We start from the raw sequence: 20,020 nt of genomic DNA on the forward strand, positions 1-20,020 counted from the left end.
TTATCCTATGTTACTGAGTAAGGAGTCTGGTTAATGACTTTGGGTTGCCCCATAACCGCCCCTGCCCAATTTAGGCAGAGGCGGTTACAGCAAACGGAATTAACCGCCGTAAACATCAAAATCGAAATATTTTTTCGCGAGCTTATCGTAAGTGCCATCTTTGCGCATTTCTGCAAAAGCTTTATCCAGCGCAGCTTTCAGTTCTACGTCATCTTTACGCAGCCCCATCCCCGTACCGACACCAAAGAATTCATCATTTTTAACTGACGGGCCAGCGAAGGCATACCCTTTACCTGCCGCTTGTTTCAGGAAACCTTCACTCGCTGCAACTTCATCCTGGAATGCAGCGTCAATGCGGCCTGAGGCTAAATCAGCATAAATCAGATCCTGATTTTGGTAGGCAACAACATCAATCCCTTTTGGCTGCCACTCAGCATTGGCATAGGCTTCCTGAGTCGAACCTTGTAATACCCCAACACGCTTACCTTTTAAGGCAACGAGTGTTGGCTCAACTTTGCTACCTTGCGTCGCGATCAAGCGAGAGTTAGCAGCGAAAAGTTTGTCTGTGAAGGCAATTTCTTTTTGGCGTTTCTCCGTGATAGAGAGTGAGGAGATAATGGCATCAATTTTTTTAGCTTTCAGTGATGGGATTAAGGCGTCGAAATCACTTTCTACAAAAGTGCATTTAGTATCAATACGTTTGCATAACTCTTTCGCTATATCGATATCAAAACCCACCAACTCACCGCTGGCATTTTTAGATTCAAAAGGCGCGTAAGTAGGATCAGTTCCAATTTTGACATCTTTTGGAATAGCAGCAAAAGCACTGCTCGCAGCAGCTAATGCTAATACCAAAGGAAGGACAAACATCTTCTTATTCATACGTAACCCTCAAATTGATTTTCGATGTCACAAAGCGCGCTAGATTTCTATACAAGCCAGAGCTGTCATAAATCAATTTGCACTAATCATGCCAGTAATCGTCTGGAAGGAAACTCTGTTCCGTCCAGCTATTTTCTTGCACTATCATCACTAAAATCGATAAACGCGAAGGCATCAGATTGTAAACAGAAACCCAATACGCAATTCATGCCACAGTACGCAAGGTGAAACAGGATCATTGTGGTGCATAATCCGCCTCATTTCAGTGCGATGTTGCACAAATGTATCAAATTAGTGAGAAATGTTAACTGTGACCTTGCCAACGGATAAATAGATCGGTAGGGAGTTCGATATCGAATTGATCGACGATACGATTGACTGTCTGATCAACAATATCCTGAATAGTTTGTGGTTGATGATAGAACGCGGGCATAGGCGGCATAATGACAGCACCCAGTTCAGCAGCCTGTACCATTAGACGCAAATGGCCCAGATGCAGCGGGGTTTCGCGCACGCAAAGTACCAGTGGGCGGCGCTCTTTGAGTATCACATCGGCAGCTCGAGTCAGTAAACCGTCCGTATAACTATGAACAATGCCAGATAATGTTTTGATTGAACAAGGTAGAATGACCATACCACAAGTCTTGAATGAACCTGAGGAGATACAGGCTGCGATATCGCGTGAATCGTGGACGACATCAGCCATTGCCTGCACATCTTTAACACTGAATTCGGTTTCCAGCGCCAGCGTCTGACGCGCCGCATTACTGAGAATCAGATGAGTTTCCACCCCCTCGACCTGCTGCAACACCTGCAAGAGCCGCACACCATAAATGGCTCCGCTGGCACCACTGATGCCGATAATAAGTCGTTTCATGGAAAACTGCCCCTCGCGCTGGCATTGCACTTTTTAACTAAAGCACAATATGAAGAAATATCGGCAGACTTTGCCGCATCAAGTAGGGATTAGCAAGTCATGCTTCCATATCTTATATCCAATAAATTTCAAGATACAGGCAGGCTGAAAGCCATATAACAAAAAAGGTGCACCGCGCCGAAACGTAGGTTGCACCTTTTTGATTCAAACTCTCTTTCCAGCGGTGGCAGCACACAGCCTCTGCCACCTACGGATGTAACTTGGGGTATCAGCCCTCGTTATGCATCTCCAGATTTTCTGCTTCGTTATGATTACGTAATGCCTGCGCATCATCGTTACGTAACGACTCAAGATACTCCAGATAGCTCTGATCTACGTCTTTAGTGACGTAAATACCGTCAAAAACCGAGCACTCGAACTGGATGATGTCTGGGTTATCTTCGCGAACGGCCTCGATAAGGTCACTAAGATCCTGGAAAATCAGCTCATCAGCACCAATCAACTTACAGATTTCATCCACTTCGCGGCCATGTGCAATCAACTCATTGGCACTTGGCATATCGATGCCGTACACATTCGGAAAACGGATTTCCGGTGCGGCAGAGGCAAAATAAACTTTTTTTGCGCCAGCCTCGCGCGCCATCTCGACAATCTGTTCTGATGTGGTTCCACGCACGATGGAATCATCCACTAACAACACATTCTTGCCACGGAATTCGGCGCGGTTGGCATTCAGTTTACGACGTACAGATTTACGGCGTTCCTGCTGCCCTGGCATGATAAAGGTACGGCCCACATAGCGATTTTTTACAAAACCCTGGCGGTACGGTTTATCCAAAATACGGGCAATTTCCAGCGCGATGTCACAGGAAGTCTCTGGGATAGGAATAACCACATCAATATCCAAGTCTTCCCACTGCTTAGCAATTTTAACACCCAACTTCTGGCCCATGCGCACGCGGGCGCTGTAGACAGAGATTTTATCGATAAATGAGTCAGGGCGGGCAAAATAAACGTACTCAAACAAGCACGGATTGTATTTTGGGTTCTCAGCGCATTGACGGGTAAACAACTGGCCTTTTTCGGTGATATACACCGCTTCACCCGGTGCGACATCGCGCAGGAACTCAAAGCCCAATGTATCCAGTGCCACACTTTCAGACGCCACCATATACTCACTGCGGCCATCTGCCAGCGTACGTTTACCGATAACCAATGGGCGAATACCATTAGGGTCGCGGAAAGCAACCATACCGTGGCCGATAATCATCGCGACACAGGCATAGGCACCACGAATCAATTGGTGCATTGCAGCCACGGCCGCAAAGATGTTGTCAGATTCCAGCGGGTAATGCTGGAAACGGTCCAATTCACTGGCAAAAATATTCAGTAAAATTTCTGAGTCAGACGTGGTATTCACATGACGGCGAGAAACTTCGAATAGTTTTTTTCTCAGTTGGTGAGCGTTGGTCAGATTACCGTTATGCGCCAGAGTAATGCCGAACGGTGAGTTAACATAGAAGGGTTGAGCTTCAGAGGCACTTGAACTGCCTGCGGTCGGGTAACGAACATGGCCAATCCCCATATTCCCCTGTAAGCGCAGCATATGCCGGGTTTCAAATACATCCTTTACCAAGCCGTTTGCTTTGCGCAGACGGAACCCATTATGGGCATCAATAGTAACGATGCCCGCAGCATCCTGGCCTCGGTGCTGAAGCACCGTCAACGCATCATAAATCGACTGGTTTACCGGTGTAAAACCGGCGATACCGACAATACCGCACATGTTGTCTTTTCCTCATAAGCCGCTCCGAATCGGTAATTGATTCGGCAAGAAACTCGACGTGCTCTGCAGGTAGTCAAAGAACCACCTGATGATATAACTGAACTGCGGGATCAATTGTGACTGCTTCCAGTCGGCACTTTGTGAGAAACCGGTAAACGTATCCAGAAAGAACAACATGGCGGAGACAATCAGTACGCCGCGCAATGCGCCAAAACAGACACCCAGCACCCGGTCAGTTCCTGATAACCCAGTACGTTCTACCAATGAACCAATCACATAGTTAACAATCGCCCCGACGATCAATGTCGCGATGAACAAAATGCCGATGGCAATTCCGTTGCGAACAACTTCATCTTCAAAACGGGTGAAGTAGATAGCAAGATAAGTGTAGAAATGACTGGCAACAAAAAACGCACATCCCCATGTTACAAGTGACAATGCTTCACGGACAAAACCTCGGATCAAACTGACCAATGCAGAAAATCCGATAATCCCTATTATGACGTAATCAATCCAGACCATGACTATTCCAATGACGAAATCACCGCTACATCCTGTTCGCGGCGAATTCTAACAGAAAAAGAAAACGTTTGCGTAGGGCTTTTCCGACCCAGCGACAAATTAAAGTGCGGCGATTTTAAAAACAATAATCGCCGCACAAATGAAGCCACTAAAACCGCATGGACTCGGACAACCTAATGCTCCAATTCTTAACGCGCCGTGCCATAAGGCTTCACTTGCCCATTCAGCCCACTTAATGAATTAAGCTCTGGCAAGGCCGATTGCAGTTTCGGTTTTGACGCATCCGGCCCGACAAATACGCGAGTTATCTGGCCCTGAACGGGTGTTGCAGGCACGGTAAATGCCCGGTGGCCCGACAGACGCAGTGTTGCCACAATTTCATTTACTTTAGCGGCATTCTTCAACGCACCTAACTGGACCACGTATGCCTGCCCAGCCGGTGCTTTTTCTTCCACTACCGGTTTGGTTTCCGGCTGAACGTCCGGTTTAACTTCAGGTTTAACCTCTGGTTTAGGTTTTACTTCCTGCGGTTTTTTCTCTACCGGAGTGGGCTTAATTTCGACCGGTTTCTTCTCGACAGGTTTCACCTCGACCGGCTTACTTTGCAGCGGTGGTGGTGTCACTATCGTCGGCTCTGCGGGTAGATTACCGGCATCATTCGCGGCCTGAGAACCCGAATTATCTTTCGGCGGCTCCACCGCTTGCGCAGCACCTTCCGGTGGAGCAATAGGCAGAGGTTGGCTGACTGGCCCAACCGCATCAATCTCCTGGCTATCGCCCGGTTTTGGCACTAATGGGATGGCTGCGAACTCATCCTCATAATGCTTTTTTTTACCATCCAGTAGCCCCGGCAGCACAATCACGCCCAAGGCCACCAGAATGATGGTTCCGACTAAACGGTTCTGGAACTTACTTGCCACTCGCACTCCCCAATTCAATGCCTTGATAAACTCACGCTGTTACAAATCCATTGCCGCCATCACATGGGCAACAGTATGGAAAGAGCCACAGACAATGACGACATCCTGTCGTTCCGAATCTTGCATGGCCTGACGCCAGGCCGTTGCTACATCGCTAAACTGACGAGACACCATCAGATGATCGGCTAGCTGCTGCGCAGTCGCCCCACGCGGCCCTTCCAGCGGCGCGCAATACCATTCATCGACCTGCTCGGATAGGCACGCCAGCGTACCACCAATATCTTTATCTGAGAGCATCCCGACCACGGCTCGTACTTTACCCCGTTTCGGCAAATGGGCCAGCTTATCGGTCAGATAGCGGGCCGCATGTGGATTATGAGCCACATCCAGAATCAGCAAGGGTTGCTCACTGACTATCTGAAAACGCCCTGGCAAACTTGCGGCCATCAGCCCTTGTCGGATAACCTCATCACTCAATGGCAAGCCGGAGTAATGCAGCACCGCCAGCGCAGTAGCTGCATTGGCTAACGGTACATTAGGTAATGGCAGGTTAGCCCATTGATGGCCAACACACTGCCAGCTCCAACTATTTTTTTGCTGACTAAATTGCCACGTATCATCGCGGCGATACAGCTTTGCCCCCAGCTCAGCGGCAACATCCGCAATTGACTGCGGCATATCTGGCTCGCCCACGACGGCAGGCTTACCTGCGCGGAACACGCCCGCTTTTTCGCGGCCAATGCTCTCACGCGAGAATCCAAGCCAGTCAGTATGGTCTATTGCGATACTGGTGATAGCAGCCACATCAGAATCAACAATATTGGTCGCATCCAACCGCCCACCCAGCCCGACTTCGAGGATCACCACATCAAGCTTAGCCTGCTTAAATAATTGCAGCGCAGATAAGGTACCAAATTCAAAGTAAGTCAGCGAGATACCGGCACGACCGGCTTCGATTTGTGCAAAGGAGTGGCTATGTTCCGCCTCAGATAATTCTTGCCCCTGAATGCGAACGCGCTCGGTATAACGCAAAAGATGGGGTGAACTGTAAACACCGACTCGCAGGCCAGCCGCGAGCAAGATGGATTCCAGCGTACAACAGGTGGTGCCTTTGCCATTGGTGCCGGCAACGGTAAAGACTTTAGGGGCAGGTTTAAGCAAGTCCAAACGCTCAGCAACCTGTTTAACACGTTCCAAACCCAGCTCAATGGGCTGAGAATGCAAACGTTCAAGATAGTCAAGCCACGCGGCCAAAGGCGACGTGGCTTGGGGAATTTGATGATTGTCCATGAGTCCCACCACTGGCCTTTATACCCATCATACTTCAAGCTGCATATGCGTTGGCTGCTTTCATTCACCCGAATCATTGACTGGCATCGACTCATCAGGATTATGAGCCTCCTCTGAGGCTCACCCTGCGGGCCAGCTCAAGCGTTGTTCAAACCGCTCTCCGACCGATTTGTCACTCAATTGCCGCCTTATTGCAACTCGATATATTTTGGGTAAACATTTTCTTTTTTAAAGCTACAAATGCTCAAGCTACAACAATGCACAGTAATCGGACACCACCGTATTAGGGTGATGCCCGTTAGGTTAATCAGGCATCAGCTTGATTGTCTGTCGTAACAGCATCGGCTTTGACTTCAGCCGCGCTTGGCTGCGACTGATGAGTCAATTTAGACAAGATGCTCGCCAGTGTCTGGCGCATCACCGGACGACGAACGATCATGTCGATCGCACCTTTCTCAATCAAAAACTCACTGCGCTGGAAGCCCGGCGGTAGTTTCTCGCGTACGGTCTGCTCAATAACCCGAGGGCCTGCAAAACCGATCAGCGCCTTTGGCTCCGCAATATTGATATCACCCAACATTGCCAGACTGGCAGAAACGCCACCCATAGTAGGATCGGTCAGCACGGAAATATAGGGTAAACCGCGCTCTTGCATTTTAGCCAGTGCTGCACTGGTTTTTGCCATTTGCATCAATGACATCAGTGCTTCTTGCATACGTGCGCCGCCACTGGAAGAGAAACAGACCAACGGACAATTATCCTCCAGTGCCTGTTCAACTGCGCGAACAAAGCGAGCGCCCACAACAGATGCCATTGAACCGCCCATAAAGGCAAATTCAAATGAGACGGCAACGATAGGCATCCTCTCTAAAGTCCCTTTCATCGCGACCAGAGCATCTTTCTCGCCCGTCTCTTTTTGTGCAGCAGCGAGGCGATCTTTATACTTTTTGGAATCCTTGAATTTCAGGAGATCCTTCGGCTCCAGTTCGCTACCCAATTCAACTTCACTGCCTTCATCCAATAGCATATGTAGCCGTGCTCGGGCTGTCATTCGCATATGATGATCACACTTAGGACAAACTTCCAGATTACGCTCCAGCTCGGCACGATAAAGTACCTGGCCACAGCTATCACATTTTGTCCACACCCCTTCAGGAATACTCGCTTTACGGGTTTGCGTGATGTTGCTTTTGTTAAGAATTCGTTCAATCCAGCTCATCGATGACCTTTCTGTTTGAACCTGGCTGTTGCCAGTTCGCTGTTCATGCTTTAACCATCTCCCTGAAAACACCCCAATAAAAAATGCCTAAGATATACACCAATACGGCGTAACTAAGGCACTTAACTCGGGTTGTCCACAGGAACAGACCATAAATGTTACTCATTAAACCATATTGGCTCGACAGTGTAGATAAAAAACTGGTCGAACCCGCAGCTTAGGCAACGTTTTTACTGATTTTTCTGACGCGCTGCTGCCCGCCGATGCCGCCAAACCTCGAATACACCCGGCAAGATTGACACCACGATAATAGCGACAATCAGCAATTTCAGATTATCCTGAACAAAAGGCATGTTGCCAAACCAGTAGCCAGCATAGGTGAATAACAGTACCCATACCAATGCGCCAATCACGTTATAGGCTGCAAAGTGGCGGTAGGACATTTTACCCATTCCGGCGACGAAGGGGGCAAATGTACGGATAATTGGAACAAAACGCGCAAGAACAATCGCTTTTCCACCGTGTTTTTCGTAAAACTGATGGGTTTTATCAAGATAGCTGCGACGAAAAATTTTGGAATCCGGATTACTGAACAGTTTTTCACCGAAAACCCGACCAATAGTATAATTAATAGCATCACCGAGAATAGCAGCAACCACCATCAAGGCAACCATCACATGCACATTGAGATCATTAGACGGTAATGATGCCAGCGCACCTGCCACAAACAGCAAAGAGTCACCTGGCAGGAACGGTGTTACCACCAACCCGGTTTCACAGAATAAAATCAGGAATAAAATGGCATAAACCCAGATGCCATATTGCGCCACCAGTTCAGCCAGATGAACATCAATATGCAGAATAAAATCAATAACGAAACGTATAAATTCCATAAATACTCTCAAGTCATAAACGTAACGAATATCTCACCAGATGAATGAGATTAGCTGAACTTCCTTAGGTATTCCTTAGCCTGAAGTCTGCCTCAACTCAAACCTATTATTCGCCACGATCGATCATTTTAATAAACTCAATCATCCGCCAGAAACAGCGGCCCCATCGGTACTTTTGGTAAACCAAAGTGTTCAGGATAGTCGACCGAGACTAAATAAAGCCCTTCTGATTTCGCGGTTGCAGCGGCGCGCGTTCTATCTTTGAGTGCCAGCAACTGAGCCATCCAGGTCACATCTTGATTACCGCAGCCAACTTCAATCAAACTTCCCACGATATTGCGCACCATGTGGTGAACAAATGCGTTGGCCTTGATATCTACCACGATATACGCGCCGTGTCGGGTAACTTTGATATGTTTTACATTTCGCCACGGCGTGCGGGACTGACATTGTACTGCGCGGAACGAGGTAAAGTCATGCTCACCCAGTAAGCACTGCGCGGCCTGTTTCATCTTTTCGGCGTCCAGCGGCATATAGCAATGGGTCACCCCTTGCGCCAATACCGCCGGGCGATAACGATGATTGAAAATAATGTAACGATAACGCCGTGCGGTGGCACTAAAGCGTGCGTGAAAATCATGATCGACGGTTTTCACCCAACGCACTGCAATATCTGGCGGCAAATGGGTATTCACGCCCATTGTCCAGGCCGCATCTTTACGCACTGCGTGGGTAACAAAATGTACCACCTGCCCGGTAGCATGAACTCCGGTGTCAGTGCGGCCCGCACAGAAAACACCAATAGGTTCATTGGCCACTTTCGACAACGCAGCTTCCAGGCTAGACTGTACGCTCACGACATCCAACTGCCGTTGCCAGCCAAAATAGCGGCTACCGTTATATTCAATACCCAATGCAATTTTCAGCCCGGCATTCTTAGCCGTTTCTTGCTCAACGAACGTATCTTGCTGAGCCAACTCAAGTTCGGACATCAGTATAGTTGCTCCTGCAACAGGCGCTCCGCCGTTTCAATTGCCATCAACGCACCGCCAAAACGAATGTTGTCGGCCACTGACCAGAACTGCAAAATTTCCGGAATACCGTAGTCATTACGCACACAGCCGATACTCAACACATCGCTGCCAGAGGCATCACTGACCTGAGTGGGGTAGTCATCTTCTTCAGATAACTGAATATCTTCGCAATTCTCCAGTTCGCTGCGGGCTTCATCAGACGACATTGGGCGCAACGCTTCCAGATGTACCACCTGTGCCTGACCATAAAATACCGGTGACTGAATACAGTTCACTGAGATAGGTAAACCTTCGTCCTGCAATACCTTACGTACCTGATCCACTAAGCGGCGCTCTTCACGCACACTGCCCTCGCCATCCGCCAGCAGCGGTAAGACGTTAAATGCCAGTTGCTTGGGGAAGAAACCCGGTTCGGCAGGAATACCATTCAATAATTTCGCACTTTGCCCTGCCAGGTCATCCACAGCGACTTTACCGTGTGCGGAGGCGGAAATCAGCGCGGTGACATGTAATCGGGATAAACCGGCTTGCTCGGTCAGCGGTTTAATTGCTGTCAATAATTGGCAGGTTAAGCTATCGGCAACCGCCACAATATTGCGATTGCGGTACTCCGCCAGCACTTGTGGATTCACACTTGGCACCACCAGCGGCACATCCGGCTCCATTGCGAACAAGCCGCTGCTGTCGATTACCAGACAACCCGCATTTGCCGCTTCTTCGGCATATTGCTGCGAGGCTTCATGCCCTGCGACAAAAAAGGCTAACTGGGCTTGGGACCAGTCAAACTCGGCGGCATTTTCAACCAGCAGACTTTTGCCGTTAAAACGCACGGTCGCACCGGCACTGCGCTCACTGGCCAGTGGATACAATTCACCAACTGGGAACTGGCGCTCATTTAGCAGCTCCAGCAAGGCTTCACCTACTGCGCCCGTTGCTCCTAACAGAGCAATATTCCAGCCGTCAGACATGTTGGTTTTCTCCACAATGATTCATTGAATTACAAGGATTTATACAAATACAAACAGGCGGTAGAACACCGCCTAATAATCAATATGTTATCGGCTTATCGTCACTGAGTACTAAACCCTAACGTCTGCAACAGCTCCGCACTGGCAGCGTCATCGCACTGGACACAAAGTGATGACCATTCGCGCCGTTCCTGATAGTGCTTACGCAACCGGTCAAACTCACCGGGAATGCCAGCAACACGACGCAATGGCGCATCATCGCGGCGCACATCATACACTAAGTGCATCAATCGTTTTAATTTGCCTTCATCCAGCGCACCATTAAGGCGCACATGGCTGAATTCAGGCGATGGTAGCAATGAAGCCAGTTCGACCGATTGCGGTTGCCCCAAATGCTGACTAAAGGCTTCAAACACCTGTGTCGTCCCACGGGCCTTGCCCTCCAGCGTATAACCTGCAATATGTGGCGTACCGATATCGACACGAGCTAGCAACGGTAACGATAGTTCCGGTTCCGGCTCCCAGACATCCAGTACCACGCTGAGTTTTTTACCTTGCTCCAGCGCCTTTAACAGTGCGGCGTTATCCACCACCGCACCGCGGCTGGCGTTGATCAGAATACGGCCATCGGGCAGTGCTGCCAGTAATGCGTCGTCAGCCATGTGCAAACTTTGGTAAACACCGCTTTTATTCAGCGGAGTATGGAAAGTGAGCACATCGGCTTCACGCACCAGTTTTTCCAACGGCCAGAAAGTTTCGTTATCACCACGATCGGCACGCGGAGGATCGCACAATAATGTGCGAACGCCCAGTGCTTGCAGGCGTGCATTCAGCCGCGAACCGACATTACCGACGCCGATAATACCAACCGTCTTATCACGTAACTGGAAGCTGTCACGTTCAGCCATCATCATCAAGGCAGAAAAGACATACTCAACGACGGCAATCGCGTTGCAACCAGGAGCCGCAGAGAAGCCAATGCCTTGCTGTCGTAACCAGTTGTCATCGACATGATCGGTACCGGCAGTCGCCGTGCCCACAAAGCCAATTGAGGTGCCTTGCAGCAACGCTTCGTTCACTTTGGTCACCGAGCGCACCATCAGGGCATCGGCATCAGCCAGGGCATCGCGGGGAATTGGCCGCCCCGGTACCGCCTGTACATGACCTAAACGCCGGAATAGTTCATCGGCATACGGCATATTCTCATCGACCAGAATTTTCACTTTGTTCTCCGGCAGTTTACTGCCCCATAAAGTAGGCGTTCAGTATATACCCAAAGCGTTTAGAGTTGCAGCCAACACCCTGCGGCGTCAAGGACGCTGGGGAGTGTAGCGGCGAAAACGTTCTGGCGTAGTCCCTGCGATTTGTTGGAACATGGCGATAAAAGCGGATGCTGAGCTATAACCCACATCCAGCGCCACGCTTTGCACGGTTTTCCCTTGTTCTAACAACGAAATAGCATGGAGAAAGCGTAACCGCTGCCGCCACTCGCTAAAGGCCATGCCTAACTCTTGCTGGCAGCGGCGCGATAAGGTGCGCTCAGTGGTATAAACCCGTTTGGCCCAGAGTGCCAGCGAGGTGTTATCCGAAGGGCAACGCTCTAATGCCGCCAAAATGGGCGACAGCAGTTTGTCTTGCGAGGTCGGCAGATAGGTGCGCTGTACTGGTGATACTCGAAGTTGATCAATCAAAACGCGCGCTAAGCGTATATCCTGTTCACTCTCCGGCATCAATAAGCCACGGGAGAAGCAATCCTCGACAATGGCATTAAAAATTGGGCTAACATTCAGCAGGCAGGCAGAATCCGGTAACTCATCGCAAAATTCCAACGCAATATCAATGGCGCGAAACTGCATCGGCTTACGGTTATAGCTGGAATGCTCCACTCCGGCAGGTATCCAAACGCTGAATTCCGGTGGAGCGAGAAAGCGCTGACCAGAGATACTCATAGCCACCACACCTGATTTTACGCAAATCAATTGCCCGTAGGGATGGGTGTGTGGCAGGAATTCAGTATTGGCATTAAATTCTTCACAGCGAAAAGATAAACTCGGCACAACCGTGTTTATCACCGCAGGGAAAGAGGGTTCAGCCATCGTAAGCTATCTCCTGTAAAAATAATTCTCGCCGAAATTGTCCTAATCACAGCAATTATTGTCTGGTTATCAGTATATAGAATAAATCAGACAACTGTAGACTACGTCACATATTATTTAGATGAGAATTATTACCATGAATGCACTATTCCCCTTGTTTGCGGTGATCATCTGGTCAATCAATGCCGTTGTCAGCAAGGTTTCTGCTACTGCCATTGACCCTGCCGCAATCTCGTTTTACCGCTGGCTGCTGGCGTTATTGACACTCACCCCTTTTCTATTGATGGGGGTTATCCGCAACTGGCAGGCAGTCCGTATTTATTGGTGGAAACTAATGATTCTCGGTCTGTTGGGCATGGTGCTGTATCAAAGCCTGGCTTACTACGCAGCCCACAGTGTCAGTGCGCTATTTATGGGTATTCTCAGTTCACTCATTCCGCTGCTCACTGTGCTTATCAGTATTTTGCTATTACGGGTAGTGCCCACCATCGGCATAGCACTGGGTAGCGTGCTGTCACTTGGAGGATTAGTGTGGCTGGTCAGCGCGGGGAACCCGGCAGAGCTACTGCAACATGGCATTGGCAAAGGTGAATTAATGATGCTGGCCGCCTCGATGTCTTATGCCCTATACGGCGTATTGACTAAGCGCTGGTCGATTCCGCTCCCTAACTGGCAATCTCTTTATATGCAAATCGTCTTCGGCGTAGTGCTGTTATTGCCTAATTTTCTTATGGCTTCGGATGTACAACTGACCGCGCAGAATATCCCATTAGTGTTATTTGCCGGAATTCCGGCCTCAATTATGGCACCTTATTTATGGATTCAGGGAGTGATGCGCTTAGGGGCAAATACCGCGTCTATCTTTATGAACCTGACACCGGTCTTTACTGCCATCATTGCAGTAACCTTACTGCATGAGCAATTGCACAGCTACCACCTGATTGGCGGTAGCATAACCCTTGCGGGGGTGATATTAGCCCAGCGCCTGCGCACGCCGTTACGAAGAGCCGTTACGCCGTAAAAACAAGCTCGGGCCAATTATGGCGTTAATCTGCGGGAATATCGTGCGATGAAATGCGGCGATTTGTGCACCTCTCGCCGCCTCTCAACTGTACATTTCAGTGGCGGATTTACTGCACCTGGGTGCACGACGGCCCTTTATTTGACGTTGTCAACCATCTGATTTCAATGTGTACTTTTCAATCAGACAAAAAACCCGGCATATAAATGTGCCGGGTTAGACGATAAAAACGTTAAATCAGAAAGTGGCCAGCCACATGCGCAACTTCATGCCCCAATAGCTGGTCCAGCCGCTGGTGTTTTGCACCATGTTACCTTGATAGAGGATGACCAGCGTCGGTGTAACACCTATTTGCCAGCGCGCCGATAACTCGCCACGGGGGTCATTAATCACCGGCAACTGATAGCCTTTTTTCGCCAGCCAGCGCTCGAGCTGTGGAGCCTCGCCGGAGCGCAGGGCCACCGTCAGTACATTCTCCCCTTCCTTAACCAACTGATTGACACTGGGAGTCGTGAATTTACAGACACCACACCAGGTCGCCCAGAAGTAGATAAGCAGCGGTTTCTCCTGGCTCATCTCCTTGAGCGAAACCGTCTGCCCCGCCAGCGTTTGTAATGGCACATCGCCCCAATCAGCCGGGGCCTGCGGGCTACGTAGCCAGTCCATACCCAAAGAGACTGCCGCGATCAGTAGCAGTAAAATAGCCAGTTCTTTGCCCCAACGCTTTAATCGATTCATTTACCCACCTGTGCCAGTTGCTGCTTCACAATTGCCTCCAGTTGCTCATAGGAAATTGCACCTGGCACTATCTGATTGCCAATCAAGGTCGCAGGGGTGCCCTGGATACCCAGTTGATCGGCCAGTTTCAGGTTAGTGCGCAAAACATCGAAGCTCTGCTCGCTCAATGGAGCTGGCGTAACGCCGGTTTTTTTCTGCGCCGCAGCAAGGCTATCAGCATCATGGAAACCTTTTTTCGCCATCAAACGCTGATGGAAGGCCATAAATTGATTCGGATGCTGTTGCCATAAGGTCAGTGCTAGTCGGGCGCTGGTCACCGAGCTTTCTCCCTTAAACGGCAGAGGTTTTATCACCACCGCCAACTGAGGGTACTCTTTCACAATTCTTTCCAGCAACGGATCGAACGTTTTACAAAATGGGCAGTTGTAATCAGTAAATGAAACCAGTGTCAGCACAGGTACGGCGGCACCGAAACGTGGGCTTCCGGGGTCCTGAAACAGCACCTGTTTATTGGCGGCGATAAACTGATCCATTTGCTGCCCCTGTACCTCATTGGCTTGTTGCTGCAACGCGTTAATGGATTGTTCAAGAATATCGGGATTAGCTACCATCGTTTCACGAATTAACGCTTTAATCCGCAGCTCCTGCTCTGGAGTAAAAGGAGCTGCCGCCCAAAGCGGAGTAGAGGTCAGCGCGAACAACAAAACCATTATAATTTTCATTCTTTATTTCCTTTAGCATCGGCCAAAACGTTCAATAGCACGTCACGATCCAACAATGGGGAGAGCACGGTGCCCTGCGGCTGCTGTGGCCCATAAATTTGATTGAAGGGGATGGCGACACTGCCACGTTGCCGTAAAAATTCGGTAATTTCAGCCGACGGACGCGTCCAGTCACCGCGTAACGCCACCACATCTGGCGCTTGCAGAGCCTGTTGAACATCATCGCGCATCAGCACATTGATTTTGTTAACTTTACAGGTCACACACCAATCGGCGGTGACATCGACAAATACCCGCTTATGCTCCAGCAATGCTGTCTTAATGGCAGATTCGCTCAGCGGTTGCCAATTAACATTGTCATGCAGTGGCTTACGCCATAAATTGGCAGTCAACGAACCGGTCAACAGCCCTCCCCCTACAACCAATACGCAGAGCAAACTGACAATGGCTGCGGCGCGGGGACCATAGCGCCAACCAATAGCCAGCAACAGCGCCACCAAAAGTATCGCCCCCATAATCAATACACTTGACCAACCAATGTGGCTGCTCATCAGGCTCAGTAACCATAAGCTGGAGGCCAACATCAGCACCCCCATAGCAATGCGCAGATGGTTCATCCAACGGCCAGGCCTAGGCAGGCACAGCGCCAGTTTTGGCCAGGCGGCAATCGCCAGCCACGGCAGGCTCATCCCCACACCGAGGGCGGTAAATATCCCCCATAATGCCGGTAAAGGCGCAGCCAGTGCGAAGGCCACCGCAGTGCCAAGGAACGGGGCAGAACAAGGTGTTGCCAGCAAGGTCGCCAACGCCCCTTGCCAGAAGTGCCCCGCCATGCCGCGCGCGCCTGATTTCTCCACACGGGGAGCAGCAATGCGGGTATTAAACGAAGAAGAGAGCTGGATTTCGAATAAACCGAACAAGTTGGCGGTAAACAGGGCGGTGACCAGCGCCATAAAACCGATAAACCACGGGTTCTGGAACTGTATTCCCCAGCCAAGGGCATGATTACCAAGGCGTAACGCGGTCATCAGCAATGCTAACAACCAAAATGAGGTTACAATCCCAGCGGAAGAGGCCATAAACTGCCAGCGCACCTGACGACGACTTTGCTGCTCAGTCTGAAGAATCGATCCCAGTTTCATCGCCAATACCGGCAACACGCAAGGCATCAGATTGAGGATAAGCCCCCCCATCAGCGCCATCAGCACCCAAGACCAGAAGGTGGCGGATGACTGTGGCAAGGTAAGCGCAGGCCCAATAGTGACGCTGGCCTCCTGCGCCAGGCCGCCATCGGTAATCACCATTGTCAGCCGCTTACCAAGCAGGTCTGCACTCTCTTCTCCCCAGCCATCAGTTGCCGGGACCCGCACCGATAACTGGTTACCCAGTACCGTCACGATCGGCTTACCAAGATCGGCGTCCTCCAGCGTATCAAAGAACAATTCAGGCTGTTGCCAACCCTCATTACGCTGCGCCAGAACTTGCAGTTCACTGTGACCGAAACCGGCCTGAATCTGTTTGGTCAACGCATCAGCGATGGGCACCTGCCCCATTGCCTGCGCAAAATCGTGCTCAAATTGCTGCAAATTCTCAGTATTTGTCGCCGCAGACAAGTCGAGGCTAAAGGGGTAGTCAGTCAAAATGCAGACATTACTACAAGTTGAGAGCGTTAATGTGCCACTGAGCGTTTTGGGTACTTTGGCGGAAATCACGATGGGCAGCACCGCTTGCTCATGATAGCCCTGCGTTGAAATCCCAGAAACATCAAAACGTTGCGGTACCGGCCAGAACCATTTGACCGCGTTAAGTGGGGGTTCCCATTGGATGGTCGGTGCAATCCCCCCTTCCCCTGGTGAACGCCAGTAGGTCTTCCAGCCTTTTTCCAGCTTAACAGTAAGTAACAGGCGGGTTTCACCACCGAGAGCGGGTTCAGCACGAAGACGAACCTGAGCATGGTCATTTTGTGGGCTGACCAACCAGCCGCTATCCGCCGCCCACAGGGCCGGCATCCATAGCAGCAACAGGCAGAACAAGGCTGCCTTGCGTAAATTGAGCATGACTTTCTCCGAGAATAAAACAATCACAGCAATGGGTGAATCGCTGTCGTTATTCATTTAATACAGTGAGTTATGGTGCACAGTCAGTTAAAGTCTGTGGCTATTCTCGGAAAATACATAATCGCAGATGCACCCGTAAACCACTGGGTGAGATGACTCTGGGTGGCGGAAACCTCATGCTGGCCGGGATGATTGGCACTAATAGCAGGAGTAATAACCCAAGAGAGAATATGGCTAATTCAAACAGTACGGGGGGAGACGCCAGTAAGGATTTGGCGCTCAACTCACAAGGTGCCGGGGATCCGTCTGAATCGGCAATGAGTTGTGAAGATGATGTCAGGGTAAGGTTTTGTACCAACGCGTGCAGGCTGGCAATGCGTTGTGTCATACAAACCAGTATGACCAGGCAAGCCAGACAGAGGAACCACTTTGCAGCGCGTTGTTGTTTAACCATTATCGTTGTTTAATCATCTTAAAATTGTTAAATCATTTCCATTCAATCCTGAACGCCCATCTTAACGGCATAATCAGGATTATCAACGTTTGTACCTAAACAATTACCCAATAAGACAGTTAATGACAAACTCATTTATTTAAAAAATATGATATTGCCGATGCATTTACAGGTATTATATTGTAGGTCTGTGCCCCGCACCGGGTATTCCTTTATTTCTTCCACAGCGAAGGACTGGTTATATGCAACCTTTGAACGGCCCGGGAGTTCACATTGCCAATAATAGCAATGTCGCACCGACTAAAATGCCCCATCAGGGGCCAGTGGAAGATCAAGCACTTACGCCAGCACAGCGCACCACGCTGGAGAAGCTGATCGTGCGGATTATGGCACTCAGCCCGACCAAATCTGCCGAGATCTGGGCCGCCCTACGCCATGATTTATCCCTTAGCAGTACCAGCGATATTCTGGCACGCCATTTCCAACCAGCGGAACAATTGCTGCAAAACCGTCTGTCGCAGGTGCAGGAAAATCACGCTAATCACCAACTGCGCCAGCAATTGACTGAACTGTTGCCGCAAGGCAATAACCGGCAGGCGGTAAGCGATTTCATCCGCCAGCAATTTGGTCATACGGTGCTAAGCCAATTAAGCCACACTGAATTGCAACAAGTTCTGGTAATGCTGCAATCCGGAACGCTGAATATTCCACAACCACAACTGACAACCATAACCGACAGGCCATTATTGCCTGGGGAGCATCAGCATATCCAATCATTGGTGGCGAAACTCAGTGCCGCAACCGGTGAATCGCCAGCAAAAATCTGGCAAGCGCTGTTTGAGATGATTGGCGTGAAAAACGCAGCGCCACTGCCAGCACGTCATTTCCAGATACTCAGCCAGTTCTTGCAGACTAAAACCGCGCTCAGTCAGCAAACAGCCCCGACGCTGATTAACCTGCAAACAGCGCTAAAGCAGCCTGTTGACGCGCAGGAACAGCAACTGTTGATTGATTTCAGCCAAAAACGTTTTCAGGCTACCCTGACCACACCGCTGACCCAGGCGCAGTTGAACGATATTATCAATGTGCTGTTTGCCGCCCGGCTAGACCGGGCAAATTCGGCCCAGCGCCTGGAAGAAGAGCCACGCCCCGTTCAACCATTGATTAATCCACTGATTGTTGCACTGCCAGAATCGTTACAGTCGTTATTGCAAAAACCGTCACTGATATTCGTTTCACTGATTATTGTGATGATTTTTTTGCTGGTTCTGTTTCTCTGAACAAAACCCAAACTGGCTCAGGTCACCTCTTGAGCCAGTCGCTACGATAACAAGCCCCATCCTACCAGCGCGCTCCAGAGCAGAAATGGCAGCGAGTAAGCATGGAATTTCAACCAGATTGCGGGTTCATTGGCCATTCTTAGCGCAATCAGATTTGCCATTGAACCCAAGGCAAAACCAAAACCACCAATATTGACCGCATAAGCTACCAGCGCGCTGGATGGCAAATAATTGAGTAATAAGATCGTGGCTGGCACATTACTGATGAGTTGTGATAAACCGATAACCATCACATAACTTGCTGATATAGAAAGAATTTTAACTTCGCCAAATAACGATTGCAAGACGGGTAATTCAGTCAGTAATCGCACATCAATAAACATCGCTATAAAGACGACAATCAAGCTCCAGTCGATAGCCAGCAATACCCGCCGCGCCAGCAGTAACAAACCGGTAAAAACCAGCAACAAACCATAGCCAGCCCACCCCAGATCCACGCTGATAACAAAGATGACATAAAGCGCCAGACAACTCAGCAATAAGGAGAATTGGTAGGGGTAAAGTGGGCTTGTCGCCTGTTTAACTATTTTTCGCGCAGGGAAGCTCAACCAGGTAACGGCCAGCAGTGTCAACAAAATCACGCCTGCAAGAGGTGCCATCTGGCGGGTAAAACCAATAAATGACAATCCAGAGCGGCTCCACAACAAAATATTTTGCGGGTTACCAATTGGCGTTAATAGTGATCCTGCATTCACGGCTAATGCAGAGAAAATAATCAAGCGAGAAACAGGAACCGACGATATCTTTTTCAGCGTTAAAATTAATGGAATTAGGATAAACAGCGCCACATCATTAGTGAGAAAAGATGACAATAGCGCTGCTGACAATACCAAAAACAGCGCCAGATACCGTTCGGTATGTAATGTATTAATAATCTTCCGACCAATAAAATCAAAGTAGCCACTGACCTCGACACCTTTTGTCAGTAGCATCAGCCCCAGTAACGTAACAATGGTGGTCCAATCAATAAACTGTGGAAATGCCAAAATTTTTGTTGGCGTTAACACCGTTAGGACAATGCCTAAAATCAACAAAATATGCAGCAGGCGGTCTTTCAAAAAAGGCCTGAAAACAGTTTTTACTGCACGATGAGTAGTTGCGAATAGTGTCATCAAAAAATCTACAAATAGCAGGGCTGACAAAGAAGGCCACGTTAGCGCAGCCTATTGTTTTATGCCAGCCCCTATTCTCTGCTTCTGGC

At 49.6% G+C, this 20,020-nt stretch carries 19 protein-coding genes; 2 read left to right on the top strand and 17 right to left on the bottom strand.

Going from position 1 to position 20,020, the window contains the following annotated elements; all coding sequences use genetic code 11:
- Positions 1-99 precede the first annotated feature (99 nt).
- The 12 genes from hisJ to AT01_RS06010 form a co-directional block, all read right to left on the bottom strand.
- Positions 100-882 (bottom strand): histidine ABC transporter substrate-binding protein HisJ, encoded by a 783-nt coding sequence (hisJ, locus tag AT01_RS05955; protein WP_004702942.1) that lies wholly within the window; start codon positions 880-882, stop codon positions 100-102.
- Between the two features lie 304 nt (positions 883-1,186).
- On the bottom strand, positions 1,187-1,759 hold the full coding sequence (locus AT01_RS05960; protein ID WP_042546466.1) for a UbiX family flavin prenyltransferase: 573 nt from the start codon (positions 1,757-1,759) through the stop codon (positions 1,187-1,189).
- A 268-nt stretch (positions 1,760-2,027) separates the two neighbouring features.
- Positions 2,028-3,545: an amidophosphoribosyltransferase gene (gene purF / locus AT01_RS05965; protein WP_004702938.1), complete on the bottom strand. Its 1,518-nt coding sequence runs from the start codon at positions 3,543-3,545 to the stop codon at positions 2,028-2,030.
- Between the two features lie 12 nt (positions 3,546-3,557).
- Complete coding sequence (gene cvpA, locus AT01_RS05970) at positions 3,558-4,067, bottom strand: colicin V production protein (protein WP_004702937.1); 510 nt, start codon at positions 4,065-4,067, stop codon at positions 3,558-3,560.
- Between the two features lie 188 nt (positions 4,068-4,255).
- Positions 4,256-4,987 carry a cell division protein DedD gene (dedD, locus tag AT01_RS05975; protein ID WP_042546467.1) on the bottom strand — a complete coding sequence of 244 codons (732 nt, stop codon included), beginning with the start codon at positions 4,985-4,987 and terminating at the stop codon, positions 4,256-4,258.
- 39 nt (positions 4,988-5,026) lie between these two features.
- Positions 5,027-6,277, bottom strand: coding sequence for a bifunctional tetrahydrofolate synthase/dihydrofolate synthase (gene folC / locus AT01_RS05980; RefSeq protein WP_042546468.1), 1,251 nt, complete (start codon positions 6,275-6,277; stop codon positions 5,027-5,029).
- A 307-nt stretch (positions 6,278-6,584) separates the two neighbouring features.
- Complete coding sequence (accD, locus tag AT01_RS05985) at positions 6,585-7,496, bottom strand: acetyl-CoA carboxylase, carboxyltransferase subunit beta (RefSeq protein WP_042546469.1); 912 nt, start codon at positions 7,494-7,496, stop codon at positions 6,585-6,587.
- A 230-nt stretch (positions 7,497-7,726) separates the two neighbouring features.
- On the bottom strand, positions 7,727-8,389 hold the full coding sequence (locus AT01_RS05990; protein ID WP_042546470.1) for a DedA family protein: 663 nt from the start codon (positions 8,387-8,389) through the stop codon (positions 7,727-7,729).
- Positions 8,390-8,526: 137 nt separating this feature from the next.
- Positions 8,527-9,381, bottom strand: a complete 855-nt coding sequence (gene truA / locus AT01_RS05995; protein WP_082039552.1) for a tRNA pseudouridine(38-40) synthase TruA — start codon at positions 9,379-9,381, stop codon at positions 8,527-8,529.
- Complete coding sequence (locus AT01_RS06000; RefSeq protein WP_042546471.1) at positions 9,381-10,391, bottom strand: aspartate-semialdehyde dehydrogenase; 1,011 nt, start codon at positions 10,389-10,391, stop codon at positions 9,381-9,383. Before AT01_RS06000 ends, truA begins: the two co-directional genes overlap by 1 nt.
- Before the next feature lie 101 nt (positions 10,392-10,492).
- Positions 10,493-11,614, bottom strand: a complete 1,122-nt coding sequence (gene pdxB, locus AT01_RS06005) for a 4-phosphoerythronate dehydrogenase PdxB (RefSeq protein WP_042546472.1) — start codon at positions 11,612-11,614, stop codon at positions 10,493-10,495.
- Positions 11,615-11,701: 87 nt separating this feature from the next.
- Positions 11,702-12,487, bottom strand: coding sequence for an AraC family transcriptional regulator (locus tag AT01_RS06010; RefSeq protein ID WP_042546473.1), 786 nt, complete (start codon positions 12,485-12,487; stop codon positions 11,702-11,704).
- Between the two features lie 136 nt (positions 12,488-12,623).
- Between AT01_RS06010 and AT01_RS06015 the strand changes: the two genes are divergently transcribed.
- Positions 12,624-13,508: a DMT family transporter gene (locus AT01_RS06015; protein WP_042546474.1), complete on the top strand. Its 885-nt coding sequence runs from the start codon at positions 12,624-12,626 to the stop codon at positions 13,506-13,508.
- Between the two features lie 237 nt (positions 13,509-13,745).
- On the opposite strand, the gene AT01_RS06020 is transcribed toward AT01_RS06015, so the two are convergent.
- From AT01_RS06020 to AT01_RS06035, 4 genes are all read right to left on the bottom strand, one after another.
- The gene (locus AT01_RS06020; RefSeq protein WP_042546475.1) at positions 13,746-14,246 is read right to left on the bottom strand and encodes a protein disulfide oxidoreductase; all 501 of its coding nucleotides are present in this window, start codon (positions 14,244-14,246) and stop codon (positions 13,746-13,748) included.
- Positions 14,243-14,968: a DsbA family protein gene (locus AT01_RS06025; protein WP_042546476.1), complete on the bottom strand. Its 726-nt coding sequence runs from the start codon at positions 14,966-14,968 to the stop codon at positions 14,243-14,245. Before AT01_RS06025 ends, AT01_RS06020 begins: the two co-directional genes overlap by 4 nt.
- Entirely contained in the window at positions 14,965-17,025 is a 2,061-nt protein-coding gene (locus AT01_RS06030; protein ID WP_042546477.1) for a protein-disulfide reductase DsbD family protein, read from the bottom strand. The genes AT01_RS06025 and AT01_RS06030 overlap by 4 nt, the downstream gene beginning before the upstream one ends.
- A 100-nt stretch (positions 17,026-17,125) precedes the next feature.
- Entirely contained in the window at positions 17,126-17,479 is a 354-nt protein-coding gene (locus AT01_RS06035; RefSeq protein WP_042546478.1) for a hypothetical protein, read from the bottom strand.
- Between the two features lie 242 nt (positions 17,480-17,721).
- On the opposite strand from AT01_RS06035, the gene flk reads away from it, so the two are divergent.
- A complete protein-coding gene (flk, locus tag AT01_RS06040; protein WP_042546479.1) occupies positions 17,722-18,759 on the top strand; it encodes a flagella biosynthesis regulator Flk in 1,038 nt (345 codons plus the stop codon).
- Between the two features lie 41 nt (positions 18,760-18,800).
- Here the strand turns inward: flk and AT01_RS06045 are convergent, their stop codons facing one another.
- A complete protein-coding gene (locus AT01_RS06045) occupies positions 18,801-19,931 on the bottom strand; it encodes an SLC13 family permease (protein ID WP_042546480.1) in 1,131 nt (376 codons plus the stop codon).
- Between the last annotated feature and the right edge of the window lie 89 nt (positions 19,932-20,020).

Origin of the sequence: Yersinia aldovae 670-83 (assembly GCF_000834395.1) — a bacterium.
Classification (GTDB): domain Bacteria; phylum Pseudomonadota; class Gammaproteobacteria; order Enterobacterales; family Enterobacteriaceae; genus Yersinia; species Yersinia aldovae.